At 54.6% G+C, this 23,630-nt stretch carries 27 protein-coding genes and 1 riboswitch; of the genes, 6 read left to right on the plus strand and 21 right to left on the minus strand.

Features of this window, described 5'->3' with window-relative positions:
• Positions 1 to 9: 9 nt before the first annotated feature.
• Together M493_RS14465 and M493_RS14470 are read right to left on the minus strand one after the other, a co-directional pair.
• On the minus strand, positions 10 to 912 hold the full coding sequence (locus tag M493_RS14465; protein WP_020961115.1) for a sulfite exporter TauE/SafE family protein: 903 nt from the start codon (positions 910 to 912) through the stop codon (positions 10 to 12).
• Between the two features lie 14 nt (positions 913 to 926).
• Positions 927 to 1,775 carry a DUF72 domain-containing protein gene (locus M493_RS14470; protein ID WP_020961116.1) on the minus strand — a complete coding sequence of 283 codons (849 nt, stop codon included), beginning with the start codon at positions 1,773 to 1,775 and terminating at the stop codon, positions 927 to 929.
• 186 nt (positions 1,776 to 1,961) lie between these two features.
• Here M493_RS14470 and M493_RS14475 point away from each other — a divergent pair, with 186 nt between their 5' ends.
• A complete protein-coding gene (locus tag M493_RS14475; RefSeq protein ID WP_020961117.1) occupies positions 1,962 to 2,594 on the plus strand; it encodes a LysE family translocator in 633 nt (210 codons plus the stop codon).
• Between the two features lie 243 nt (positions 2,595 to 2,837).
• Here the strand turns inward: M493_RS14475 and sufB are convergent, their stop codons facing one another.
• The 6 genes from sufB to M493_RS14505 all read right to left on the minus strand — a co-directional run bounded on the left by sufB (position 2,838) and on the right by M493_RS14505 (position 8,623).
• Positions 2,838 to 4,235, minus strand: coding sequence for a Fe-S cluster assembly protein SufB (gene sufB, locus M493_RS14480; protein ID WP_020961118.1), 1,398 nt, complete (start codon positions 4,233 to 4,235; stop codon positions 2,838 to 2,840).
• A gap of 21 nt (positions 4,236 to 4,256) precedes the next feature.
• Entirely contained in the window at positions 4,257 to 4,691 is a 435-nt protein-coding gene (sufU, locus tag M493_RS14485) for a Fe-S cluster assembly sulfur transfer protein SufU (protein WP_020961119.1), read from the minus strand.
• Positions 4,681 to 5,901 carry a cysteine desulfurase gene (locus M493_RS14490; RefSeq protein ID WP_020961120.1) on the minus strand — a complete coding sequence of 407 codons (1,221 nt, stop codon included), beginning with the start codon at positions 5,899 to 5,901 and terminating at the stop codon, positions 4,681 to 4,683. The genes sufU and M493_RS14490 overlap by 11 nt, the downstream gene beginning before the upstream one ends.
• The gene (gene sufD, locus M493_RS14495; protein ID WP_020961121.1) at positions 5,898 to 7,211 is read right to left on the minus strand and encodes a Fe-S cluster assembly protein SufD; all 1,314 of its coding nucleotides are present in this window, start codon (positions 7,209 to 7,211) and stop codon (positions 5,898 to 5,900) included. The genes M493_RS14490 and sufD overlap by 4 nt, the downstream gene beginning before the upstream one ends.
• Before the next feature lie 17 nt (positions 7,212 to 7,228).
• The gene (gene sufC / locus M493_RS14500) at positions 7,229 to 8,008 is read right to left on the minus strand and encodes a Fe-S cluster assembly ATPase SufC (protein WP_020961122.1); all 780 of its coding nucleotides are present in this window, start codon (positions 8,006 to 8,008) and stop codon (positions 7,229 to 7,231) included.
• A gap of 252 nt (positions 8,009 to 8,260) precedes the next feature.
• Positions 8,261 to 8,623, minus strand: coding sequence for a carboxymuconolactone decarboxylase family protein (locus M493_RS14505; protein WP_020961123.1), 363 nt, complete (start codon positions 8,621 to 8,623; stop codon positions 8,261 to 8,263).
• Positions 8,624 to 8,805: 182 nt separating this feature from the next.
• On the opposite strand from M493_RS14505, the gene M493_RS14510 reads away from it, so the two are divergent.
• Entirely contained in the window at positions 8,806 to 8,991 is a 186-nt protein-coding gene (locus M493_RS14510) for a hypothetical protein (RefSeq protein WP_020961124.1), read from the plus strand.
• Between the two features lie 122 nt (positions 8,992 to 9,113).
• Here M493_RS14510 and M493_RS14515 read toward each other — a convergent pair whose 3' ends face one another.
• From M493_RS14515 to M493_RS14575, 12 genes are all read right to left on the minus strand, one after another.
• Positions 9,114 to 9,968: a MetQ/NlpA family ABC transporter substrate-binding protein gene (locus M493_RS14515; RefSeq protein WP_020961125.1), complete on the minus strand. Its 855-nt coding sequence runs from the start codon at positions 9,966 to 9,968 to the stop codon at positions 9,114 to 9,116.
• Between the two features lie 14 nt (positions 9,969 to 9,982).
• Entirely contained in the window at positions 9,983 to 10,651 is a 669-nt protein-coding gene (locus tag M493_RS14520; RefSeq protein ID WP_020961126.1) for a methionine ABC transporter permease, read from the minus strand.
• Positions 10,641 to 11,669, minus strand: coding sequence for a methionine ABC transporter ATP-binding protein (locus M493_RS14525; protein WP_020961127.1), 1,029 nt, complete (start codon positions 11,667 to 11,669; stop codon positions 10,641 to 10,643). The genes M493_RS14520 and M493_RS14525 overlap by 11 nt, the downstream gene beginning before the upstream one ends.
• A 91-nt stretch (positions 11,670 to 11,760) precedes the next feature.
• Positions 11,761 to 11,870, minus strand: a riboswitch (SAM riboswitch).
• A 73-nt stretch (positions 11,871 to 11,943) separates the two neighbouring features.
• Positions 11,944 to 12,291: a hypothetical protein gene (locus M493_RS14535; RefSeq protein WP_020961129.1), complete on the minus strand. Its 348-nt coding sequence runs from the start codon at positions 12,289 to 12,291 to the stop codon at positions 11,944 to 11,946.
• Positions 12,292 to 12,445: 154 nt separating this feature from the next.
• A complete protein-coding gene (locus tag M493_RS14540; protein ID WP_020961130.1) occupies positions 12,446 to 12,760 on the minus strand; it encodes a thioredoxin family protein in 315 nt (104 codons plus the stop codon).
• Entirely contained in the window at positions 12,757 to 13,116 is a 360-nt protein-coding gene (locus tag M493_RS14545; RefSeq protein WP_020961131.1) for a toprim domain-containing protein, read from the minus strand. The genes M493_RS14540 and M493_RS14545 overlap by 4 nt, the downstream gene beginning before the upstream one ends.
• Positions 13,117 to 13,209: 93 nt before the next feature.
• A complete protein-coding gene (locus tag M493_RS14550) occupies positions 13,210 to 13,449 on the minus strand; it encodes a YusG family protein (protein ID WP_020961132.1) in 240 nt (79 codons plus the stop codon).
• A 75-nt stretch (positions 13,450 to 13,524) separates the two neighbouring features.
• Positions 13,525 to 13,908: a glycine cleavage system protein GcvH gene (gene gcvH, locus M493_RS14555; RefSeq protein ID WP_020961133.1), complete on the minus strand. Its 384-nt coding sequence runs from the start codon at positions 13,906 to 13,908 to the stop codon at positions 13,525 to 13,527.
• Positions 13,909 to 14,002: 94 nt separating this feature from the next.
• Complete coding sequence (locus M493_RS14560) at positions 14,003 to 14,380, minus strand: arsenate reductase family protein (RefSeq protein ID WP_020961134.1); 378 nt, start codon at positions 14,378 to 14,380, stop codon at positions 14,003 to 14,005.
• Positions 14,381 to 14,517: 137 nt separating this feature from the next.
• The gene (locus M493_RS14565; protein ID WP_020961135.1) at positions 14,518 to 16,302 is read right to left on the minus strand and encodes an acyl-CoA dehydrogenase family protein; all 1,785 of its coding nucleotides are present in this window, start codon (positions 16,300 to 16,302) and stop codon (positions 14,518 to 14,520) included.
• A 74-nt stretch (positions 16,303 to 16,376) separates the two neighbouring features.
• Complete coding sequence (locus M493_RS14570; protein WP_020961136.1) at positions 16,377 to 17,549, minus strand: acetyl-CoA C-acetyltransferase; 1,173 nt, start codon at positions 17,547 to 17,549, stop codon at positions 16,377 to 16,379.
• A gap of 27 nt (positions 17,550 to 17,576) precedes the next feature.
• Positions 17,577 to 19,964: a 3-hydroxyacyl-CoA dehydrogenase/enoyl-CoA hydratase family protein gene (locus M493_RS14575; RefSeq protein ID WP_020961137.1), complete on the minus strand. Its 2,388-nt coding sequence runs from the start codon at positions 19,962 to 19,964 to the stop codon at positions 17,577 to 17,579.
• A 182-nt stretch (positions 19,965 to 20,146) separates the two neighbouring features.
• Here M493_RS14575 and M493_RS17845 point away from each other — a divergent pair, with 182 nt between their 5' ends.
• Positions 20,147 to 20,296 (plus strand): YuzL family protein, encoded by a 150-nt coding sequence (locus tag M493_RS17845; RefSeq protein WP_011232479.1) that lies wholly within the window; start codon positions 20,147 to 20,149, stop codon positions 20,294 to 20,296.
• A gap of 65 nt (positions 20,297 to 20,361) precedes the next feature.
• Here the strand turns inward: M493_RS17845 and M493_RS14580 are convergent, their stop codons facing one another.
• On the minus strand, positions 20,362 to 21,279 hold the full coding sequence (locus M493_RS14580) for a proline dehydrogenase family protein (RefSeq protein WP_020961138.1): 918 nt from the start codon (positions 21,277 to 21,279) through the stop codon (positions 20,362 to 20,364).
• A gap of 164 nt (positions 21,280 to 21,443) precedes the next feature.
• On the opposite strand from M493_RS14580, the gene M493_RS14585 reads away from it, so the two are divergent.
• From M493_RS14585 to M493_RS14595, 3 genes are all read left to right on the plus strand, one after another.
• Positions 21,444 to 21,701 carry a hypothetical protein gene (locus M493_RS14585; RefSeq protein WP_020961139.1) on the plus strand — a complete coding sequence of 86 codons (258 nt, stop codon included), beginning with the start codon at positions 21,444 to 21,446 and terminating at the stop codon, positions 21,699 to 21,701.
• Positions 21,702 to 21,716: 15 nt separating this feature from the next.
• Positions 21,717 to 22,052 carry a spore coat protein gene (locus M493_RS14590; RefSeq protein ID WP_020961140.1) on the plus strand — a complete coding sequence of 112 codons (336 nt, stop codon included), beginning with the start codon at positions 21,717 to 21,719 and terminating at the stop codon, positions 22,050 to 22,052.
• A gap of 89 nt (positions 22,053 to 22,141) precedes the next feature.
• Positions 22,142 to 23,611, plus strand: a complete 1,470-nt coding sequence (locus M493_RS14595) for a spore germination protein (RefSeq protein ID WP_020961141.1) — start codon at positions 22,142 to 22,144, stop codon at positions 23,609 to 23,611.
• Positions 23,612 to 23,630 lie beyond the last annotated feature (19 nt).

Raw genomic sequence — 23,630 nt, forward strand, 5'->3', positions numbered from 1 at the left:
CCTCCTTGATTACAACAAACTTTCCACGACAAGCCGAACCCCGAGCAACACGAGCACCATTCGAAGCACGGTGACCAGCGCCCGGCTTGACATCCGTTTATTGATCCACGCCCCGGTTTTCGCGCCGATCCATACGCCGGGGATCAGCAGCAGCGCAAACAGCCAGTGCACATTGCCCATCGCGACATGGGTGAGCGAGCCGATGAGCGAGGACAAAAAAATCATCAACATCGATGTCGCCACCGCTACATGAGGCGGAAAGCGAAACAGCACGATCATCGCCGGCACCATGAGCGACCCGCCGCCGATGCCGAACAGCCCACCGAAAAAACCGACGAGAAACGCGATGGCGACCGCCGCGAGCGGCTGGTAGCCGTATGTAAACGTCTCCCCGTTCCGGTCCGTGTACGTCCGCACCACGTTCCGCCGCCACCAAGGCGCCGGCTGCAGGCGGCTGTCCGCTTCCCCCCTGCACTGGCGCGAACCGGCTCCGCTCTCCGTCGCCGCCGCCGTCTCGTCAGCCGAACGCTTCGCTTTCTTTTGGCTCAGCGACAAAAAAACCGACATGGCGATTAAAAACAGCCCAAAATATAACGAAAAATGAGCGGCGCTCAACGTATTGTTCACCAAGGCGCCGGCGACCGCCCCAGGGACGCTCCCGATGCAAAAAAGCAAGCCGCTCCGATAATCGACCAGTTTGTCTTTCATATACGACAGCGTGGATGACAACCCGTTGAAAATAATGACGACGAGCGACGTGCCGACCGCCACTTGCGGCGTCACCGCCGAAAGCCAGCCGAGCGCCCCGAAAAACAAAAGCGCCGGCACGATGACCACCCCGCCGCCCAAACCGGCCAAACTGCCGAGCGTTCCGGCGGTAAACCCGATCAAGACAAGCAGCATGTACCCCATATCCGTCCCCCGCTTCAAAACAACCCGAGCTGCCGCGGCGCGAGACCGTTGTACTCAATGCCAAGCAACTCGATCAACTGTTTGGCGTTGTCGGCGGCATCGCCGCCGGAGTTGTTGTTAAACAGCACGTAAATTTGTTTCGTGTTTTCTTGCAGCGCCTCAAGATGGCGCACCCATTCGCGCAGCTCGCGCTCATTGTACCGGTACAAGTAACGCACAGCGCGCCAGTTGTCGCCGGCCGTCGCCTTGTTCCAGCCGTAGACGTTCCGCCCGTGCAGGCGGATGAGCGTCTTTTCGCGGTCGGTCGGATGCAAAACGGTCGGCACCGACCCCTCCCCCGCCTGCGGCTCGTCGCAAATCGCGTGAATCCAGCCTTCCTCTTCCATAAAGCGGAGCGTTTTTTCGCGAAAGCGCGGCGAAAACCACGACTGATGGCGAAACTCTAAGGCGGCAGGCACCTCCCCCATCCGCGCCTTCACCCAGCGCAAATACGCGACATGCTCGCGCCGGCAGTCAACCCACGGCGGAAACTGAAACAGCACCATCGCCAGCTTCCCCGCTTCCCGAAACGGCGCGATCGAGTCCAAAAACGCCGCAAACATCGCTTCCTTGTTCTCATAGGGGATCGGCCCGCGCTCATGCCCGGTCATCCCTTGGTACGCTTTGACGATGAACTGAAACGACGGCGGCGTCTCGCGAATCCACTTTTCCACGTTCGAACGCGGCTGAATGGCGTAAAAATACGAATCGACCTCGACCGTCGGAAAATGGGCCGCATACTCCGGCAATTTATCTTTCGCCGCCAAGCCGGGCGGATAGAGGCTGTCATGATCCCCCCAGCCGGTCAGTCCGATGTAAATCATCACGATCACCAGTTCATTGGATTTTCAGCTATCTTCACTATACCATAAGCGCGGGCGGCGCGAAATAAAAATGACCGCCCCACCATGAAGGGCAACGGCGGTTCAGAAAGTCCATATTTACATTCGAGGAACGGTTGCGATACAATGATATCCATCGAAACATTCTGACAATGGGAGGGCCGTCTGATGATCCATCTGTACCCGTTTCTTCTTTTATCGATATTTTTGATTGTGCTGCCCGGGCCCGACACAGCGGTAGTGACCAAAAACACCATTTCCGTTGGGAAGATCGGCGGCTTGAAAACCGCACTAGGGGTTTGTTGCGCCTTGTTTCTCCACACCGCCGCAGCGTCGCTTGGGCTTTCCGCCGTCATTATGCAATCGGCCTTGCTGTTTTCCGCCTTGAAATATATAGGAGCGGTGTATTTAACCTACTTGGGTGTCAAAGCGTTGTACAGCGTCTTAAAACATGGCGAAGCGGCCGGCATGGAAACGGATGTCAATAGCAAAGAACAACAGCCCGCCTGCTTCCGGCAAGGGTTTCTCACCGATTTTTTGAACCCAAAGGTGGCGGCCTTTTTCCTAACCTTTTTGCCGCAGTTCGTGGCGCCGGGCGCGCACGCGTTCGCCCCGTTTCTTATGATGGGGGCGGCTTATACGGTGATGACGGCCGCCTGGTTTTTGTTTTACATTTCCTTTATCCACTATATCAGCGAGTTCATGAAGCGGCCGAAAACGAAGAAATGGATCGAAGGCATCACGGGCGCGGTGATGATCGGGTTTGGCGTCAAATTGGCGCTTGAAAAAGTGCAGCGCTAAACAGGAAGACCGGGCGCGGCTGAACAGAACCGCCTGGCATGGAAAAGGAACGACAGGGGAGCGCCCAAAAAGAGCGCTCCCCTAAAAACATGCTCCCATGAAGGAGGAATGGCCTGCGGGACGGCCTTGGCGCTTCCGGAGATCAAGCGCCGGCCGCTCCCTTGCTTTGTCCTGCGTCGATCATGCGGGCGTTTTGTGGGTGCGACACCCACAAACGAACGCCGCACCCTTGATTTATCAAGCTTACCCAATGCTTCCTTCCATTTCGAACTTGATCAGGCGGTTCATCTCGACCGCGTATTCCATCGGCAGCTCTCTTGTGAACGGCTCGATGAAGCCCATGACGATCATTTCCGTCGCTTCCTGCTCGGAAATGCCGCGGCTCATCAAGTAGAACAGCTGCTCCTCGGACACTTTCGACACTTTCGCTTCGTGCTCAAGCGAGATGTTGTCGTTTAAAATTTCGTTGTACGGAATCGTGTCCGATGTCGACTGGTTATCCAAAATGAGCGTGTCGCATTCGATGTTCGAACGCGAGCCGGACGCTTTGCGGCCGAAATGGACGATGCCGCGGTACGTGACTTTTCCGCCTTGTTTCGAGATCGATTTCGAGACGATCGTCGACGACGTGTTCGGCGCCAGATGGATCATTTTCGCCCCGGCGTCTTGGTGCTGGCCTTTGCCGGCGATGGCGATCGACAGCGTCAAGCCGCGCGCCCCTTCGCCTTTTAAGATGACGGCCGGGTATTTCATCGTCAATTTTGAGCCGATGTTGCCGTCAATCCATTCCATCGTCGCGTTTTCTTCACAGACGGCGCGCTTTGTCACCAAGTTGAAAACGTTGTTCGCCCAGTTTTGGATCGTCGTGTAGCGGCAGTACGCGCCTTTTTTAACGATGATTTCCACAACCGCGCTATGGAGCGAGTTTGTCGTGTAAATCGGCGCCGTACAGCCTTCGACGTAATGGACGTGCGCCCCTTCATCGACGATGATGAGCGTCCGTTCAAACTGCCCCATGTTTTCCGAGTTGATGCGGAAATACGCCTGCAGCGGCGTGTTGACTTTCACGCCTTTCGGGACGTAGATGAACGAACCGCCCGACCAGACGGCCGAGTTCAAGGCCGCAAACTTGTTATCGGTCGGCGGCACAACTTTGGCGAAATGTTCGCGGAACAAATCTTCGTTTTCCTTCAGCGCCGAGTCGGTGTCTTTAAAGATGACGCCGAGCGCTTCGAGGTCTTCTTTCATGTTGTGGTAGACGACTTCCGATTCGTATTGCGCGGAAACGCCGGCCAAATATTTTTGTTCCGCCTCCGGAATGCCTAACTTATCAAACGTCGCTTTAATTTCCTCCGGCACTTCGTCCCACGAACGGCCCGATTTTTCCGTCGGTTTGACGTAGTACGTAATTTCATCGAAATCGAGGCTCGACAAATCGCCGCCCCATTGCGGCATCGGTTTGCTGTAGAAGATGTCGAGCGCTTTTAAGCGGAACTCGAGCATCCATTGCGGCTCGTTTTTCATCCGCGAAATTTCTTCGACGACTTCGCGCGTCAGGCCGCGCTGGGCGCGGAAGACGGAGACGTCCTTGTCAACGAAGCCATATTTGTATTCGCCAATGTCTGGCGCTTTTTTCGCCATCTCGGTTCACCTTCCTTTAGATTAGTGGTGATGCAGTCCTTTTTCGAGCGCTTTCCACGCCAACGTCGCGCATTTGATGCGGGCCGGAAACTTGGAAACGCCTTGAAGCGCCTCGATGTCGCCAAGGTCGACGGAATCGTCGTACTCTTTGCCTTGGATCATGTCGGAAAAAATATGGGCGAGCCGAAGCGCTTCCTCTACCGTTCTTCCTTTGATCGCCTGCGTCATCATCGACGCCGACGACATCGAAATCGAACAGCCTTCGCCTTCAAATTTGACGTCGACGACTTTTCCGTCTTCCACTTTCATCGTCAAATGGATGCGGTCGCCGCACGTCGGGTTGTTCATGTTGATATCGACGTTCGTGCCCTCAAGCACCCCGCGGTTGCGCGGGTTTTTATAATGATCCATAATGACTTGGCGGTACAGCTGGTCCAACGGATGATTAGAAGACATGGCTGAAGTACTCCTCCGCTTTCTGTAATGCGGCGATGAACCGGTCGATTTCCTCTTTCGTGTTGTACAAATAAAAGCTCGCCCGGGCGGTTGCTGTGACATTAAGCCACTTCATGAGCGGCTGGGCGCAATGGTGGCCGGCGCGGATGGCGATCCCTTCCGCGTCCAAGACGGTCGCCACATCGTGCGGATGCACGCCGTCGATGTTAAACGTCACAAGCCCGGCCCGCTCTTTCGGCCCATAGACGGTGACGCCGTCCATGTCAGCCAGCCGCTCAAGCGCATATTGCGCCAGCTCGTGTTCATGGGCGGCGATCGCGTCCAAGCCGACTTGCTCGAGGAAATCGATCGCCGCACCAAGGCCGATGGCGCCGGCGATGATCGGCGTGCCGCCTTCAAACTTCCACGGCAGCTCTTTCCACGTTGAGTCGTACAGCTCGACGAAATCGATCATTTCGCCGCCAAACTCGATCGGCTCCATCTGCTCGAGCCATTTCTTTTTGCCATATAATACGCCGATGCCCGTCGGCCCGCCCATTTTATGGCCGGAAAACGCCAAAAAGTCGCAATCGAGCTCTTGGACGTCGATCTTCATATGCGGAGCGCTTTGCGCCGCGTCGACGACGACGACCGCGCCGCGGTCATGGGCGAGGCGGGCGATCTCCCGAACCGGGTTGATCGTGCCGAGCACGTTCGAAACATGGGCGATGGCGACGATTTTCGCCGCCGGCGTGATCGCCGCCTCGACATCGTTGAGGTCGAGCGTGCCGTCTTCCTGCAGCGGAATGTATTTCAGCGCCGCCCCCGTCTGTTTCGCGAGCTGCTGCCACGGAATCAAGTTGCTGTGATGCTCCATGTACGTGATGACGATCTCATCGCCTTCTTTGACGTTGGCGCGCCCGTAGCTTGAGGCGACGAGGTTGAGCGCCGTTGTCGTTCCGCGCGTAAAAATGATCTCCTGCGCCGATTTGGCGTTCAGAAAGCGCCGCACTTTTTCGCGCGCCCCTTCGTACGCGTCGGTCGCCTTCGTTCCAAGCGTGTGGACGCCGCGGTGGACGTTCGAGTTGTATTCGCGGTAGTAGCGGTCAAGCGCCTCGATCACCGGCAGCGGCTTTTGCGACGTCGCCGCGCTGTCAAAATAAACGAGCGGATGGCCGTTGACGTTCTGATGCAAAATCGGAAACAACGCACGAATCTCATTTATATTCATGATTGAACTTTCCTTTCAATCACTTCGATTAATTGATTTTTCACGCCTTCAATCGGAATCGCTTCGACAACCGGGGCCAAAAAGCCGTGGATGATGAGTCGCTCCGCTTCCCGTCTCGGAATGCCGCGGCTCATTAAGTAATACAATTGAACCGGATCGACCCGCCCGACCGAGGCCGCATGGCCGGCCATGACGTCGTCTTCGTCGATCAGCAAAATCGGGTTCGCATCGCCGCGCGCTTTTTCGCTTAACATCAACACGCGCGACTCTTGCTCGGCGTTCGATTTTGACGCGCCGTGCTCAATTTTGCCGATGCCGTTGAAAATCGAGGTGGCGCTGTCGCGGACGACGCCGTGTTTTAAAATATAGCCTTCCGTATGCTTTCCGTAATGGATGACGCTCGTCGTAAAGTTTTGCACTTGCTCGCCGCGGCCGACAACGACCGTTTTCGTATCGCCAAACGCCCCGTCACCGACAAGGCGGGTGGTGTTTTCCGACACGGTGTTGCCGTCATTCATCAGCCCGAGCGCCCATTCGATCCGCCCGTCGCGCCCGGCGATGCCGCGCCGGTTGACGTATGTCGTCGCGCCTTTGGCCAAATGGTCGACGGCGGCGAAAAAGACGCGCGCGTTGGCATTGGCAAACACTTCAGCAACGATATTGACGACCGCTTTCCCTTGCTCGTGCGCCGACAAATAATTTTCGACAAACACGACGCGGCTGTTGTCGTCCGCCACGACGATGACGTGGTTAAACAAGGCGATATCGTCTTCGTCTTGAATGTAGACCGCCTGAAGCGGCGTTTCGATTTCGACGTTTTTCGGAACGTACACAAACACCCCGCCGTTAAACAGCGCCGCATGGAGTGCGGCGAGACGGTGCTCATCCGGCTTGACCCCATCGGTCATGAAGTATTTCTTCAGCAAGTCGCCATGTTCCCGTGCCGCGGTGAAAATGTCGGTGAAAATCACGCCTTTTTCTTTCAGCTCGTCAGAGAGCGACACGTACGCCGGCGTATGGTTGCGCTGCACATACAAATTTTTCGTTCCTTCGCCCGCCTCAAGGAGCGCCTTGACCGCCTCCGGCAAATCGTTCAAATCCGCGTACGGCGCGCTGTCGACCGCATGACGGGCAAAATCGGTAAAGTTCCACTTATCAATTTTCGTTTTGTCCGGTTTCGGCAGCGGCAGCCGCTCCACCTGACCGAGCGCCTCAAGGCGCCGCCCGGTCAGCCAGTCCGGTTCGCCGCGCTCGCCTGAGAACGTGCGGATGTAGGTTTCATCAAATGGGATTTTCGTTTCTGTCGCCATAGTCCTCCTCCTAACGCTTACGCTTCTTGCCCGACCGTCTCGTCTTCGATGCCGAGTTCTTTTTTAATCCAGTCGTACCCTTCCGCCTCAAGCCGCTGCGCCAGCTCCGGACCGCCGGACTTGACGATGCGCCCTTGCATCATGACGTGCACGTAATCCGGGGTGATGTAGTTGAGCAGCCGCTGGTAGTGGGTGATGATCAAACAGCCGAACTCGCTGCTGCGCATTTCGTTAATGCCTTTGGCGACGATTTTAAGCGCGTCAATATCCAATCCGGAGTCGATCTCGTCCAAAATGGCAATTTTTGGCTCGAGCATCATCAATTGCAAAATTTCGTTCCGCTTTTTCTCCCCGCCCGAGAACCCTTCGTTTACATAGCGGTGCGCCATGTCCGGATTCATTTCCAAAAACGACATTTTGTCATCGAGCTTGCGGATGAATTTCATGAGCGAAATTTCATTGCCCTCACCAAGACGGGCGTTAATGGCGGAGCGCAAAAAGTCGGCGTTCGTCACTCCGCTGATCTCACTTGGATATTGCATCGCCAAAAACAAGCCGGCGCGCGCCCGCTCATCGACTTCCATCTCCAGAACATTTTGGCCGTCAAGCGTAATCGCCCCCTCCGTCACCTCGTATTTCGGATGGCCCATAATCGCCGATGACAGCGTCGATTTCCCCGTTCCGTTCGGACCCATAATGGCGTGGATTTCCCCGCCTTTAACCTCTAAGTCAACCCCTTTTAAAATTTCTTTTCCTTCCACTGATACGTGGAGATTTTCCACCTTTAATACGGCCATAAAGCATACCTCCAGTTTTCGCGTGAAAATAATGTAAGCTCGCTTTTGACCCAGCGATCGCTCATTCTCACTTTATTCTCATTACAATCTTATAACAAATGAAAAGTATTCGCAACCTTTTCGCTGCCGTTTTCCACTATGTATATAAGGGAAACGAGAAAGGCAGGAAAAGCGGCAATGCTTTTTATATTTTACACGAAAACGACTAGTTTGTACGAGCTTTTGCAAAAAAAAAGACCCCGTTGCCGGAGTCTAATGGGCCGTCCGCAGCTCGCGGAGGCATTCTTGCACAAGCGTCACCGTCTGGCTCATCGCCGCCCCGCCGCCAAACGCGGCCGCGACCGCGCACGCTTCCAAAATCTCTTGTTCCGATGCCCCTTCGTCAAGGCATCCTTTCGTATGGTAAATCGTGCAATACTCGTCTTGCGCCGCCAGGCTGATGCCGAGGGCGATCAGCTGCTTTTCTTTTTTCGACAGCGCCCCTTCCGCAAAACAGGCGTCGGTAAACGCGTTAAACCGTTCGGCAACCGCCGGCAGCTTTTGCGTAAACGCCCCGATCCCTTCCTTGTAATGGCGAAGGGCGGCTTCGACCGATGTGTATGTTTCGTTGTTCATCTTCGTTTTCCCCCTTTGTCCGTTTCTGCTGTTAGTATGCATGAAGGAAAACGAAATTAAACAACGAATAGTATTGAAAGCGTGTGGAAACACCACCATTCCGTCAACATAGACGGAATGTCATGATGAAAACCGCCTGTTCTGTTCCACTTCCATCATCATAGGAAAGGGGGGAAATTCCCTTGATTCGTTGGGTTGTCTTTGCCTTAACCGCCGCTTTCGCTTCGTTTTTGGCGTGGATCATCATCGGCAACATTCTCGGTGAACACGGGGACGCCATCTTCAGTTTAACGACGGTGGTCGTCCTGCAAAACTGCGTCATCATCGTCATGCTTGCCGCCGTACTGGCGCGTTTGAATGGCCGATGAAGCGCGGGAAAGCAAAGCGGCCGTGGCGCCCTCGGATTCAGAATCGTTTTAACCTTTGCCGCTTTCGTTTAAGGGGAGCGGTTTTTTGGGGACAAAAAAGAAACGGAAGCGAAACGCTCCCGTTATTGATTGTTCTCCGCCGCCGGAATGACGGCGCCTTTATATTTTTCGTTAATGAAATCTTGAATTTCTTTCGATTGCAGCACTTCAACTAACGTTTTGATTTCTTTCCGGTTTTCATCGCCTTTGCGCACGGCGACAATGTTGACATACGGGTTGTCTTTCGGCGATTCGACGGCGATCGGGTCTTTCGCCGGGTCAAGGCCTGCGTCCAGCGCATAGTTGGCGTTGATCAGGACGGCATCACCCTCCCCGTTCTGATAAATTTGCGGCAGCAACCCGGCATCGACATCCGCCTTAAACTTTAAGTTTTTCGGGTTTTCCGCAATATCATTGACCGTCGCTTTCGTTTTGTCGACGCCTTCTTTCAGCTTAATGAGCCCTTTTTCCTGCAGCATCGACAAAATGCGGCCATGGTCGGCGACCGAGTTGCTCATGATGATCGTCGCGCCATCCGGCAGCTCTTCGATGCTTTTGTATTTTTTGGAATACAGGCCGATCGGCTCAATGTGAATGCCGCCGGCGTTGACGAAATCATACCCGTGTTCTTTCATTTGCGATTCCAAATACGGAATGTGCTGGAAGTAGTTGGCGTCGATTTCTTTATCGGCCAACGCTTTGTTCGGCAAAATGTAGTCTTGGAACGTAATGATCTCCAAGTCGATGCCTTTTTCTTTCAAAATCGGTTTCGCTTGTTCCAAAATTTCCGCGTGCGGCACGTTTGATGCGCCGACTTTCAGTTTGACCAACTCGCCGCCTTCGCCCCCTTCGGCCGCGTTGTTGTTGTCGTTGCCGCCGCACGCCGCCAAAGCGAAGACAAGAACAGCAGCGAACAGGGCGCCAAGCCATTTTTTCATCGTTTTCTTCCTCCTTATCGTTTATCAATTTTGGAAGTGACAACGTCACCGATCAACTGAATGACAAAGACAATGACGAGCACCAACACGGTCGCGACAAACGTCACATCGTTATGGCTGCGCTGGAATCCTTCCAAATACGCCAAGTTCCCAAGCCCGCCGGCGCCGATGGCTCCAGCCATCGCCGTATAGCTGACGAGCGACACGGCCGTCACCGTAATGCCGGAGACGAGCGCCGGCAGCGATTCCGGCAGCAGCACTTTCCAAATGATCGTCCACGTTGAGGCGCCCATCGCTTGGGCTGCTTCGATGACGCCTTTATCAATTTCGCGAAGGGCAATCTCCACCATGCGGGCGTAAAACGGCGCGGCCCCAATGACCAAAGCCGGCAGCGCCGCATTGGCGCCAAGCATCGTCCCAACAAGCCAGGTGGTAAACGGAATGAGCAAAATGATCAAAATAATAAACGGAATCGAGCGGAAAATGTTCACAAACGCCGCAATCACTGTATTGACAAACCGGTTTTCCCATAGGTTGCCCTTCGCTGTCAAAAATAGAAGCAAGCCAAGAACGATTCCGAGGACGAAAGTGGCCGCCACCGCCACTCCCGTCATATACAGCGTCTCGACCGTCGCCGCCCACATTGTCTCCCATTGGACGTTCGGCAGGAGGTTAGCGAGCATCGTGAATCACCTCCACCGCCACCTGCTGGCTTTGAATGTAGTCAAGCGCCCGGGCGATTTCGTCCGCCGCCCCGTCGATGTGCACAAATAGCACGCCGTAGGCGCCTTGATGTGTTTGGGAAATTTTCCCTTGCAAAATGTTCATATGAACGGAAAACTGCCGCACGACTTGCGTGATGAGCGGCTGGCCGGCCGCCGCACCGACAAAGGTCAACTGCGCGATCACCCCGTTCGGATATTGACCGAACAGATGGGAAATCGCCTCTTCCGTTTCCTCCGGTTCAACGAGCTGCTTGACGAACCGTTTCGTAATCGGCTGCTGCGGATTGCGGAACACATGCAGCACTTCGCCTTGCTCAACGATTTTGCCGCTTTCCATCACGGCGACGCGGTCGCAAATTTTGCGGATGACGTGCATCTCATGGGTAATGAGCACGATCGTCAGTCCGAGCCGCTTGTTGATGTCGACAAGCAAGTCCAATATCGCATCCGTCGTTTGCGGGTCAAGCGCGGATGTCGCCTCATCGCAAAGCAATACTTTCGGGTTGTTGGCAAGCGCCCGGGCGATGCCGACCCGCTGTTTTTGCCCGCCGCTCAACTGCGACGGATACGCCTCTTCCCGTCCCGTGAGCCCGACGAGCTCGATGAGCTCCTCGACCCGCTTTTGCCGCTCCGCTTTCGGAACGCCGGTGATCTCGAGCGGAAACGCGATATTTTCCCGCACCGTCCGCGACCAAAGCAAGTTGAAATGCTGGAAAATCATCCCGATTTCCTGACGCGCTTTGCGCAGCTCCCGCCCTTTGATGCGCGCCATATCGCGGCCGGCGACGATCACCTGGCCGCTCGTCGGCGTCTCAAGCCCGTTTAACAGCCGGATGAGCGAACTTTTCCCCGCGCCGCTGTAACCGATAATGCCGAAAATTTCCCCTTCGCGAATGTCAAGCGACACGTCATCGACCGCCGTCACCGCCCCGTTCGCCGCATCGTAAATTTTCGTCACCCGTTCGAGTGTAATCATCGTTTCACCTTCCTTCCTCCTAAGGCGGCGGAACGCAAAAAGAAAACCTTTCTGCCCGCAGAGAACAGAAAGGTATTGTCCACCATTCCGTCTCTTATCTCCCAAAGCAGGGCGCTTTGTGTGAATTGGCACCTTTTCAGCAGACGCGCTGACGGTTGCCGGGCTTCATTGGGCACATCCCTCCACCTCTCTTGATAAGAGCGCAACAAACGCCTATTCGATTGATTACGTGTGTGATTGTATCATTGTATGTCGAATCATGTCAATAAATTTTTCACCCGACATGACGATACGGCTTAGCCAAATGGAGGAGAGATTCGAGCAGCAACAGGTGGCGAAAACTTCCCGACACATGCACTTCGCGCAGCCGGACGAGCTGCTGCAGCTTCAGTTCGCCGCCTAAGAGCGAGCAAAGCGCTGTTTTTGTGCCGCGCACCGTTAACGTTTTCCGTTCATCCTTTTCCATTTCCGCGGCAGCCGGCTCTTTGCCGATCACCAACATGGCGACGCCTTCTTCACTCTCAAACCGCACATACAACGGTTCATCCGGCAAAATCGGCAACAAATGGCGCAACGTTTGCATCCGTTCTGCGAACTGTCCAACTAACTGACGCATTTCCATTGACCATCCTCCCCCCATTTTCCTTTATTCTCTTTATTTCCATACCGAGGGGGAGAATCCTTTACAAAAATCTCGACAACCGGTTTAGCGAATGAGCGCTGTTTTTGTCATTTCCGAAGAAATATGTCAAATGGCGTCAAAAAAAGGCGGATCGTCAGCGCGGCAAACGGGCTTGAAGTTCATCATACAAATAAGGGACGGAATGAAACGCATACCATTTGCCGGCCAGCGACCCGCCAACAAAAAGAAGCAAACAAGGAACACTTTCAATTTTCCAAACGACTGCCTGCTCCGGCATATAATTAATGTCCGTTTCGTAAAACGGCAGCGTTGGGAACAGCTGCTCGACTACCGCCAACATCCGTCTCGCCAGCTGGCATGTGCCGCACAGCGGCGTGTAAATATAAAGCGCCATAAGCGGCTGTTCATTCACAATCCGTTGCACATCTGGTCGTTCGATCGCTTTCACTCGCCTCTTCCTCTCATGAACGAATCGATGCGGACGTCAAAATGGGCGCGCAGCAACACTTGGGCTAAATGCCAAGGCGGGGCGGCGGCCACTTCGCGGTACGCCCGGTCAATATAAATATGTTCCGCCTCCGGAAACATGCGGCGAAACTGCCGGCGTAGCTTTTCCCCCGCCTCATCGGCGTCCGCCAGCACGTACACATCGTGACCCTCAAGCTCGTCAGCCAGCTCCTCAAGACGCGCATCGCTGATCGTGCCGTTCGTGCAAAGAATGACAACCGGTTCGTTCAGCACGGCCGCCACCTTTTGCTTATCCGATCGCCCTTCTACAATAATCACTTTTTCTGCCTGTCGCATGTCCGACCCACCTAGCTTCGAAAAGGATACCATATTGTATGTCTCTCACCAGAAAAAGGTTGAAAAAAAGCAACGGTCATCCACCGTTGCCTTTCAACACCAACCCGCTTCCCCGTCACAGTCGACATATTTTTGGTCCGGTTCAACGGTAGCGGTCACCTCTTTATATATTTTGCCATTTTGCTCGCTATACCCGTTTTTCAGCTCGACGGCCGCTGCCGGAAGCGGAAGACGTCCGATGAATTCACCTTCGTCATACAAGTCGAGCGAGCGGCCGTTCAGCTTGCCGGTCACCCGGTCCGTAATATCGACACGCGTTGGTTGCAACGCCATCGGAAGCACCCCTTTTTTCATCAAGTTTCGGTATGTATAGGGTGTCCGATTCGGGGGCGAAGACCACAGGAACGTTTATCCTTCGTTCACCATCGCCTCGTATTGTTCAGCCGTCAACAACTTGTCGACTTCACTTACATCTTTTGGTTCAACGACAACCATCCATGCTTTTTCGTACGGTGACTCGTTTACATATTCTGGATTGTCGTTCAACTCTTCATTCACTTCGACGACCGTGCCGCTGATCGGCGCGTACAATTCCGAAACCGTTTTTACCGATTCGACGCTGCCGAACGGCTCGTTCGCCGTCAGTTCCGCGCCGACTTCCGGCAATTCAACAAAAACGATATCCCCCAACTCCGACTGAGCGAAGTCGGTGATGCCGATGCGCACTTTGTCCCCTTCGACGCGCACCCATTCGTGTTCTTTTGAATAGCGAAGTTCTTTTGGCGTGTTCATCGAATCCCTCCATTGCGACAAATTGTGTTCTTTTTCATCATAACCGATTTTCGATAAAAACTCACTGAGTTCGCATCATTTTTATGCAAATTTTTTAACTTTCTGCCGGCGGCCGCCCGGCGAAAAACGCTTCGTACTCTTGCTCGCGAAATCCGACCACGACCCGTTCGCCATCCGTTAAAATGGGCCGTTTCACCAGCATCCCGTCCGACGCGAGCCAGTTGAGCATCTCGTCCTCCGCGGCGCCGTCAAGCTTGTCTTTCAACCCGAGTTCGCGGTATTTCATGCCGCTTGTATTGAAAAATTTTTTGAGCGGCAGCCCGCTTTTTCGGTGCAGGTCGGCCAGTTGTTCTTTCGTCAGCGGTTCGTCGACGAGATGCACCGTTTGCACGTCAATGCCGTGTTCATCGAGCCATTTTTTCGCCTTCCGGCACGTTCCGCATTTCGGATACCAATAGAGCGTCAGCGCCATTCCTACCCCTCCTTTTAACCGTGTTGAACGATCGGTCATCCGCGGGGAAGCGGGGCGTTACAGCGGCCGCTTCCCCAAGCGGAGCGCCTGTTCCAGAGAGCAAGAAGTACCGGGCTGTGCCCGGTACTTCCTAATTATCACACAATATACCGTTCCGCTTCAATGAGGGCGGCGGCCGCCTCGCGTTTTTTCGCGATCACATTGATTGGCGTATGGCGCGTCAGCCGACGGAGGGCGGCGAGCATCATCCGCAGCGTGTCGCCTTGTTCGACGGCGACGAGCGTTTCTTTCGCATGCGCTTCGATTTCATTGAACGCCTCTTGGCAGAAAATTTGCGTATAGAGCCATTTTTGTTTGTGCTTCTCTTCCCCGTCCGCGTTGATCGCTTTTTCGGTGCGAAGAAGCGCCGATTCCATGGCGTAAATGTTGGCGACAATATCGGCGATGTTCACGAGCACTTCTTGCTCTTCCTCGATTTTCGCGCCGAATGTTTGCGCCGCCAGCCCGGCGACCATCAAAGCGATTTTTTTCGCGTTGCGCACCAAATATTTCTCTTGTTCGAGCGCGCCCGTTCCCGGTTCTTCGGCCGTCATCATCATGAGCTCTTCTTGCAGCTGCTGCGCTTTTTGGAAAAGAGGCAGTTCGCCTTTTACCGCTTTTTTCAAATACATGCCCGGCACGAGCAGGCGGTTGATTTCGTTCGTCCCTTCGAAAATGCGGTTGATGCGCGAGTCGCGGTAGGCGCGCTCAATTTCGTATTCCTGCATGAAGCCGTAGCCGCCGTGGATTTGCACCCCTTCGTCCACGATGTAATCGAGCACTTCGGTCGCGAAAAACTTGTTCAGCGAGCACTCGATCGCGTATTCGGCGATCGATTTCGCCACTTCTTTGCCGTCTTTCGCTTTTTCCCCATCGAGCAAGCCCATCCGTTCATCGAACAAGCCGACCGTGCGGTACACCGAGCTTTCCGCCGCATACAGGCGCGACGCCATCGTCGCAAATTTTTCCTGCGTCAGCGTAAACTGCGAAATCGGGCGTTTGAATTGCTGGCGTTGATTCGCGTATTTGAGCGTGATTTCGAGCGCCCGCTTCGCGCCGCCGACCGCTCCCAATCCGAGCTTGTAGCGGCCGATGTTCAAAATGTTAAACGCGATGACATGGCCTTTGCCGATTTCACCGAGGACGTTTTCTTTCGGCACCGGCACGTCTTGCAAAATGAGCGTCCGCGTCGACGAGCTTTTGATCCCCATTTTCTTTTCTTCCGGACCAGTCGAAACGCCCGGGAAATCGCGCTCGACGATGAACGCTGTGAAATGCTGGCCGTCCACTTTCGCGTAGACGACGAACACATCGGCAAACCCGGAGTTCGTGATCCATTGCTTTTCACCGTTTAAAATGTAATGCGTTCCTTCGGCGTTCAATTTCGCCGTCGTTTTCGCGCCGAGGGCGTCCGAACCCGAACCCGGCTCCGTCAGGGCATAGGCGGCGATTTTTTCGCCGGTCGCCAACTGCGGCAAATAGTTTTGTTTTTGTTCTTCCGTGCCGAACAAGACGATCGGCAGCGAGCCAATTCCGACGTGCGCCCCGTGCGAAATCGCAAACCCGCCGGCCGGCGCCATCTGTTCTGCGATGATGGCCGAGCTCACTTTATCCAAGCCCAAACCGCCGTATTCTTCCGGAATGTCGGCGCTTAGCAAACCGAGTTCGCCCGCTTTGCGGAGCAGCTTCACCGAGCGGTCAAACTCGTGGTGTTCCAAATGCTCCAGCTGCGGAAGCACTTCGTTGTTCACATATTCCGCCGTCGTTTTCGCGATCATGTGATGTTCGTCGGTGAAATCTTCCGGCGTAAAGACGCGCTCGGCCGGAATGTCCTCAATTAAAAAGCTGCCGCCTTGAATCGCGTTTTCGGCTGTTTTTGCCATTGGTTGTTTCCTCCCCCGAATATCGTAATAGTCCGGGCGGCGCTGCCGCCCGCTTTAGTTGTCATTGGCCGGCATTACAGCAGTTCAAAGACACCCGCGGCGCCCATGCCGCCGCCGATGCACATCGTGACAATGCCAAACTGGACGTCGCGGCGCCGCATTTCATGAAGAAGCGACAACGTCAGCTTCGCGCCCGTGCAGCCGAGCGGATGGCCGAGCGCAATCGCCCCGCCGTTGACGTTGACGATCTCTTCGTCAAGCCCGAGCTCGCGAATGACTTGAATCGACTGGGACGCGAACGCTTCGTTCAGCTCGATCAAGCCGATGTCGGACAGCTCCAGGCCGGCGAGCTTCAACGCTTTCGGCACCGCGGCGACCGGGCCGATCCCCATCACTTCCGGCGGCACGCCGGCGACGGCGAACGAGCGGAACTTGCCGAGCGGTTTTAAGCCGAGAGATGCCGCTTTTTCGCGGTCCATCACCATCACGGCCGCCGCCCCGTCGCTCATTTGCGACGCGTTGCCGGCTGTGACCGTGCCGTTGGCGGCAAACGCCGGGCGCAGTTTGGCGAGCGTCTCCATGTTCGTCTCCGGGCGCACGCCTTCATCTTGGGCAAACACAACCGTCTCTTCCACCAGTTTGTTGTTTTCCACCTTGCGCACGACGACTTCGACCGGCACGATTTCGTCGTCGAACTTGCCTTCTGCAATCGCCTTCGCGGCGCGCTGGTGGCTGCGCACGGCGAACGCGTCCTGGTCCTCGCGGCTCACGCCGTATTGTTTCGCCACTTGCTCGGCCGTATGGCCCATCGACATGTAATATTCCGGCGCCTCTTCGGCCAGGCGGGCGTTCGGGCGGACGACATGCCCCATCATCGGCACCATGCTCATCGATTCGACCCCGCCGGCAATGACCGTATCCGAATGGCCAAGCATGACCCGTTCGGCCGCATAGGCGATCGCCTGCAAGCCGGACGAGCAATACCGGTTGATCGTAATCGCCGGCACCGTATGCGGCAGCCCGGCGAGCGCCCCGATGTTGCGGGCGACGTTCAACCCTTGCTCCGCCTCGGGCATGGCGCAGCCGATAATTAAGTCATCGATATTCCCGTCATAGTTTCCCGCGCGCTTCAACGTTTCCTTGACGACGAGCGCTCCCAAATCGTCCGGCCGCGTATGGGCGAGCGTTCCTTTTTTCGCTTTTCCGACCGGTGTGCGCGCGCCTGCGACAATGACCGCTTCTCTCACGCCAATCTCCCCCTTGAATCCCCCGCTTTAGTTGCGGAGCGGTTTTCCTTTCACCAACATATGCTGCATTCTCGCTTGCGTCTTCGGCTCGCCAATCAGGCTCAAAAACGCCTCGCGCTCAAGATCAAGCAAGTACTGCTCATCGACTTCCGTCCCGTACGGCACTTTGCCGCCCGAGAGGACGTACGCCAACTTTTTCGCGATCTTCAAATCGTGCTCGCTAATGTAGCCGGAATGGAGCATCGATTGCGCGCCTAAAAGCATGGCGGCATAGCCGCTTTCCCCGGCGACCGGCACTTTCTTTCTGACTGGCGGCCGGTATCCTTCTTCATACAGCGAGAGCACCGCCTGTTTCGCTTCATACAACAGATGGTCGCCGTTCATCGTGACGCCGTCGCGGCTGCCTAAGAAACCGAGCGCGCGCGCTTCGGCCGCCGACGTCGACACTTTCGCCATGGCGATCGTTTCAAACACCTTGGCGACGAGTTTGACGTAGTCGACATCCGCGCCGCCTGGCAGGCTGTTCAATTGTTTGATGTACAGCTCCTTGTTGCCGCCGCCGCCCGGAATCAAGCCGACGCCGACTTCGACAAGCCCGATGTACGTCTCGGCGGCCGCTTGGATGCGCGAAGCCGCCAACGTCACTTCCGCCCCGCCGCCTAACGTCATGGCAAACGGCGCCACAACGACCGGTTTCGGGTTGTATTTGACGCGCATGAGCGCTTGCTGGAACTGGCGGACGGCAAGCTCGAGTTCAAAGAAGTTTTCATCTTGCGCTTCCATGAGCATCATCGCCAAGTTCGCGCCGACGCAGAAGTTTTTCCCTTGATTGCCGATGACAAGCCCTTTGTAGTTGCGGTTCACCTCATCAAGCGCCTCGTTGATCATTTGGACGATGTCCGTGCCGATCGCGTTGTTCGGCGAATGGAACTCCAAAAGCGCCACGTCATCGCCGAGGTCGATCAGGCTTGCGCCGGCGTTTTTCTTCACGACGCCGCGCTGCTCTTTCCACCGTTTCAAATGGATCGTCTTTGGATTTTCTTTCACTAATGTATAGCCGCTTTGCCCATAATAGAACAGCCGGCCGTTGTTCGTTTGATAGAACGATGCGGCGCCGTCGGCGAGCATATCCGTCACCCACGCCGGAACGTCGCGCCCTTCCGCCTGCATGTTCCGCACCGATTTCTCAAGGCCGATCGCATCCCACAGTTCAAACGGTCCTTGCTCCCAGCCGAACCCCCACTTCATCGCATTGTCGATCGCCACGATGTCATCGGCGATTTCGCCGACCAGGCGCGCCGCATACAGCAAGGTCGGCGCGATGATGTTCCAAAGGAGTGTCCCCGCGCGGTCGCCGCCGGCATAAAGGAGCGTTTGCAGCTTGGCGGCCGTTCCTTTCGCCTGCTTCGCCATTTCCACCGCCGGGGTGACGAGCTTTTTGCGCGGCTCGTACTGCATCGTGACGTAATTGAGCTCGAGGATGTCTTTCCCTTGCTTCAAGAAAAAGCCTTGTCCGGATTTGCTGCCGAGCCAGCCGTTTTGCAGCATCGTTTTCATAAATTCCGGCACGCGGAAGGCGTCTTTTTCTTCCCCTTCGACGTTGTCATACACGTTGTTGGCGACATGGACGAACGTATCGAGCCCGACGACGTCAAGCGTGCGGAACGTCGCGCTTTTCGGCCGGCCGATGAGCGGCCCGGTGACCGAATCGACTTCGCCGACGCTGTAGCCGCCTTGCATCATCTCGCGCACGGTGACAAGCAGCCCGTACGTGCCGATCCGGTTGGCGATGAAGTTCGGCGTATCTTTCGCCATGACGACGCCTTTGCCGAGCACGTCTTCGGCGAACGTTTTCATATAGGCGACGACATCCGGATCCGTCTGCTCGGTCGGGATGATTTCAAGCAGCTTCAAATAGCGCGGCGGGTTGAAAAAGTGGGTGCCTAAAAAATGCTTTTGAAAATCATCCGAGCGCCCTTCCGCCATCGCGGCGATGGAAATGCCGGATGTGTTCGAGCTGACGATCGTCCCCGGCGTCCGCACCTCGTCGATGCGGGCGAAGACGCTTCGTTTGACCTCCAAGTTTTCGACGACGACTTCAATGATCCAATCGACATCCGCAAGGCGGTGAAAGTCATCTTCAAAGTTGCCCGTTTCAATGAGCGTGATGTTGTCTTTTGCCATCAGCGGCGCCGGCTTTTGTTTTTTCATCCGCTCCAGCGCCCGGTTGGCGAGGCGGTTGCGCACTTGCGGATGTTCCAACGTCCATCCTTTCGCCTCTTCTTCTTTCGTCAATTCCTTTGGCACAATGTCAAGCAATAACGTCGGGATGCCGACGTTCGCCAAATGGGCGGCAATGCCCGAACCCATGACGCCAGACCCAAGCACGGCGGCGCGCCGAATGCGTTTTGCCATTTCGGTTCCCCCTCACACCATTGAATGAATCATCATTCATTTTTCGGTGAAAAAAATATAGTGAAAACGTTCTCTACACTTAAATATATAGTATGTTGGTAATTTTCGCAATATATTTGCCGCACATTTTTTCCACATCGCAATCCGGATTTTGCCCATACTAACAACAGGAGGTGAACATGATGGCGCGGTTGAAAAAAAATCCGTCTGAACGCGGCGTCAGCGCGGCGAGCGTGAAAGGAAACGCCGGCCCGACGGTCGAAGCGGACGGCGGCGGCAAGCGGACGAGCCAAAACCAACAGTACAAAAAGCACAATATGCAAGGGGACTGAACGCCCGATGGCGTCCGTCCCCTTGTGTGCTGCCGCGGCGCCGCCTCCCGTTGGCCGGGCGGGCGTCACTTGCGGAACATGCCTTTAGCGACGAACGCCACGTTGGCCGGGCGTTCGGCGAGCCGGCGCATAAAGTAGCCGTACCAATCGGTCCCGTACGGAACGTACACGCGCATCGTATACCCTTCGCGCGCCAGCTCAATTTGCCGCTCCGGACGGATGCCGTACAACATTTGAAATTCAAACTGGCTGTTTGGAATGTTGTACTCGGCAACGAGCCGCTTCGTATACTCGATGATGGCGTCATCGTGCGTCGCAACGGCCGTATAGTTGCCGTTGAGCAAATGTTGTTTAATGACCTTTTTAAAATTCTCATCCACATCTTTTTTATCCGGAAACGCCACTTCCGGCGATTCTTTATACGCCCCCTTGACGAGCCGCAAGTTCGGGCGGTACGGCTTCAGATCTTCAATGTCTTGCTCCGTCCGGTACAAATACGCCTGCAGCACCGTACCGACGTTGTCGTACTCTTTTTTCAACGTTTTAAAAATATCGATCGTCTTTTGGCAGCGTGAATAATCTTCCATATCAATCGTCACGAACACGCCCCGCTCTTTCGCCGCCTCCAAAATGCGGCGCATGTTGCGCATAACGAGCTCATCGGAAATGTCAAGCCCCATGGACGTCATTTTCAGCGACAGCTGCGAATTCAGCTTCTCACGGCTGATCGCCTCAATCGCCTCGAGGCAATGGTTCGCCATCTCGTTTGCTTCCCGCTCATTGTCAACAAATTCGCCTAAATAGTCGACCGTGACAGCCAACCCTTTTTCGTTCAATTGACGGATGACGCGCACCGCTTCCTCAATCGTTTCGCCGGCGACGAATCTTGATGCGCCGAAGCGGAGGCCGTATCGCTTCGCCAAATGGGTCAACGTTTTATTTTTGGACAAGAACAAAAAAAAGTCGCGCATCAGCTGTTCCACAGTTGTGATCCCCCTCGCATGGAAACGCATTCATCACTCTTATTGTACCATGTTTCCATTCCATTGAATATGTTTTTTCCCTGTTGTTTATTTTTTATTTGTGTATAATTTTCCACTCACTGCACAATCTACAAGCGACTACATTGTGAAAGGAGCGAACCACGATGCAACAACAGCCGCAAATGAACCCGCAGGCGGCGATGCCCGAGCCGCCGCAAATGGTGTCATCGAAAGACGCCATGTACTTTTCCGATATGATGTCATGGAACTTGCTGGCGGCGAAAAAAGCGCACTTTTTCGCTTCGCAGTGCCGCGATCCGGAAGTGGTGCAGGCGATCGAGCGCGCCGGGCAAATGCATCAGCGCCATTACGACATGATTTTGCGCCATTTGCAAAACCCGCCGCAGCCGCCGGTGATGTGAAAGGAGGAACGTTCGGTGAACCAAAAACAAGTGCAAAATCCGGAAACGCAAGTGCCGAAAACGCCGCAAATGAACGAGCGCGACTTTTTGAATGACATGCTGACGACGGAAAAATACATGACGTTGTCTTACAGCGTGTACTTGCATGAGGCGAGCAACCAACCGTTATACCAAGATATGATGAACATTTTTACGGAAACGCAAAACTGCCAGCGTGAATTGTACAATTTAATGTTCAAAAAAGGATGGTACAAGCTCGAAGCCGCCGATCCGCAAAAACTTCAGCAAACGTACCAACAGTTCCAAGGATACACCAACCAGTTTCCTTACCAAGGAAACACCATGCAATGAAAGGAGCAAACGGGGATGTCCTCTAGTGCATGCGGACATCCTCTTTCTCATCCGGAAAGCGGAAATCCTTGACGCAAAGGGGGAGAGGGATGACCGTTCCGCCTGAATCCGTATGGGCGACGCTGCAAACATTAGGGAGTTCGATGGACTTCCAAACGAAAGTGTACCGGAACGAGACATCCGGTCTCCTGTTATGGGTGTCGTATGTCGAGCCGATGGTTGAGATGGAAACTGTTGTTCGCTCGATTTTCCCTTACTTGTTTCATTGTCCGTTTTCATCTTTGGAAGATATGCGCCAAATTCTTCCGATCGACGACGCCTATATTTCTAGCGATCCGGCTGATGTGAAAGCAAAATTGTTCGAAGGATATTTATTCATTCGCCTTCATGAAACCGATGAGACCGGGCTGCTTGTGAAGGCGCAAAAAACATTGGAACGGACACTCACCATCCCCGAAGTGGAATTTAGCGTCGTCGGCCCGAAAGAGTCGTTTATTGAATCGTTGGAAACGAATTTATATTTATTGCGCAAACGAATCCCTATAGACCGTTTGACAGTCAAACTGACAAGGGTCGGCACGCTGTCGAAAACGAAAGTCGCTGTCGTCTATCTTGACGGCATTGCCAATCCCGACAACGTCCAAACGGTTTTGCAGCGCATCAAACAAATCGAATTTGACGAAATGATCGACAGCTCTTATATTGTGCAAATTATTTCAGACAATCGGCATTCCCCCTTTCCGCAGCTGCTCGATACCGAGCGCCCGGACCGGGTTGCGGCCGTACTGGCCGAGGGAAAAGTGGCGATTATGGTGGACGGATCTCCGCACGTGTTAATCGGTCCTACGACATTGGTTGAATTTTTTTCATCCTTTGAAGACTATTTTCTCAATTGGACGATCGCGTCGTTTTTCCGTCTCATTCGCCTGTTTTCCGTCGCCTTTTCCATTTTGATTACACCGATGTATGTGGCGACATTAAACTACCATTATGAATTGATTCCAAAAGACTTGCTCGGCACCTTGATCACCTCAAGAAGGGAGATTCCGTTCCCGCCGATTTTAGAGGTGCTGTTTCTCGAACTGACGATTGAACTGCTGCGGGAGGCAGGCGCACGGCTTCCGACCAAGGTCGGCCAAACGATCGGCATTGTCGGCGGGATTGTCATCGGAACGGCTTCCGTGGAAGCCGGCCTGACAAGCAATGTGTTGTTAATTTTAGTGGCGCTTGCCGCCCTTGCTTCCTTTACGACGCCTGTTTATAAAATAGGCAATACGATCCGCCTCATGCGCTTTCCGTTTTTATTGTTTGCGGAAGTCTGGGGGCTGCTTGGCGTTGCTTTTTGTTTTTGCATGGTCATGACCCACCTGCTTTACTTGACGTCGCTCGGCCGGCCGTTCCTTGCTCCTTTATATCCGCCGCGTTGGCGGGATTTAAAAGATGCGTTCATCCGTCTGCCGTTTACCAGCCAATCGAAACGGCCGGAAACATTACGGACCGAGCAACCCATTCGCTTCAGCGGGAAAAAGGTCAGAAAAAAACGAGACATCGACGAATAGCGAACAGACAGGAGGACGA

The organism is Geobacillus genomosp. 3 (assembly GCF_000445995.2).
Taxonomy (GTDB): domain Bacteria; phylum Bacillota; class Bacilli; order Bacillales; family Anoxybacillaceae; genus Geobacillus.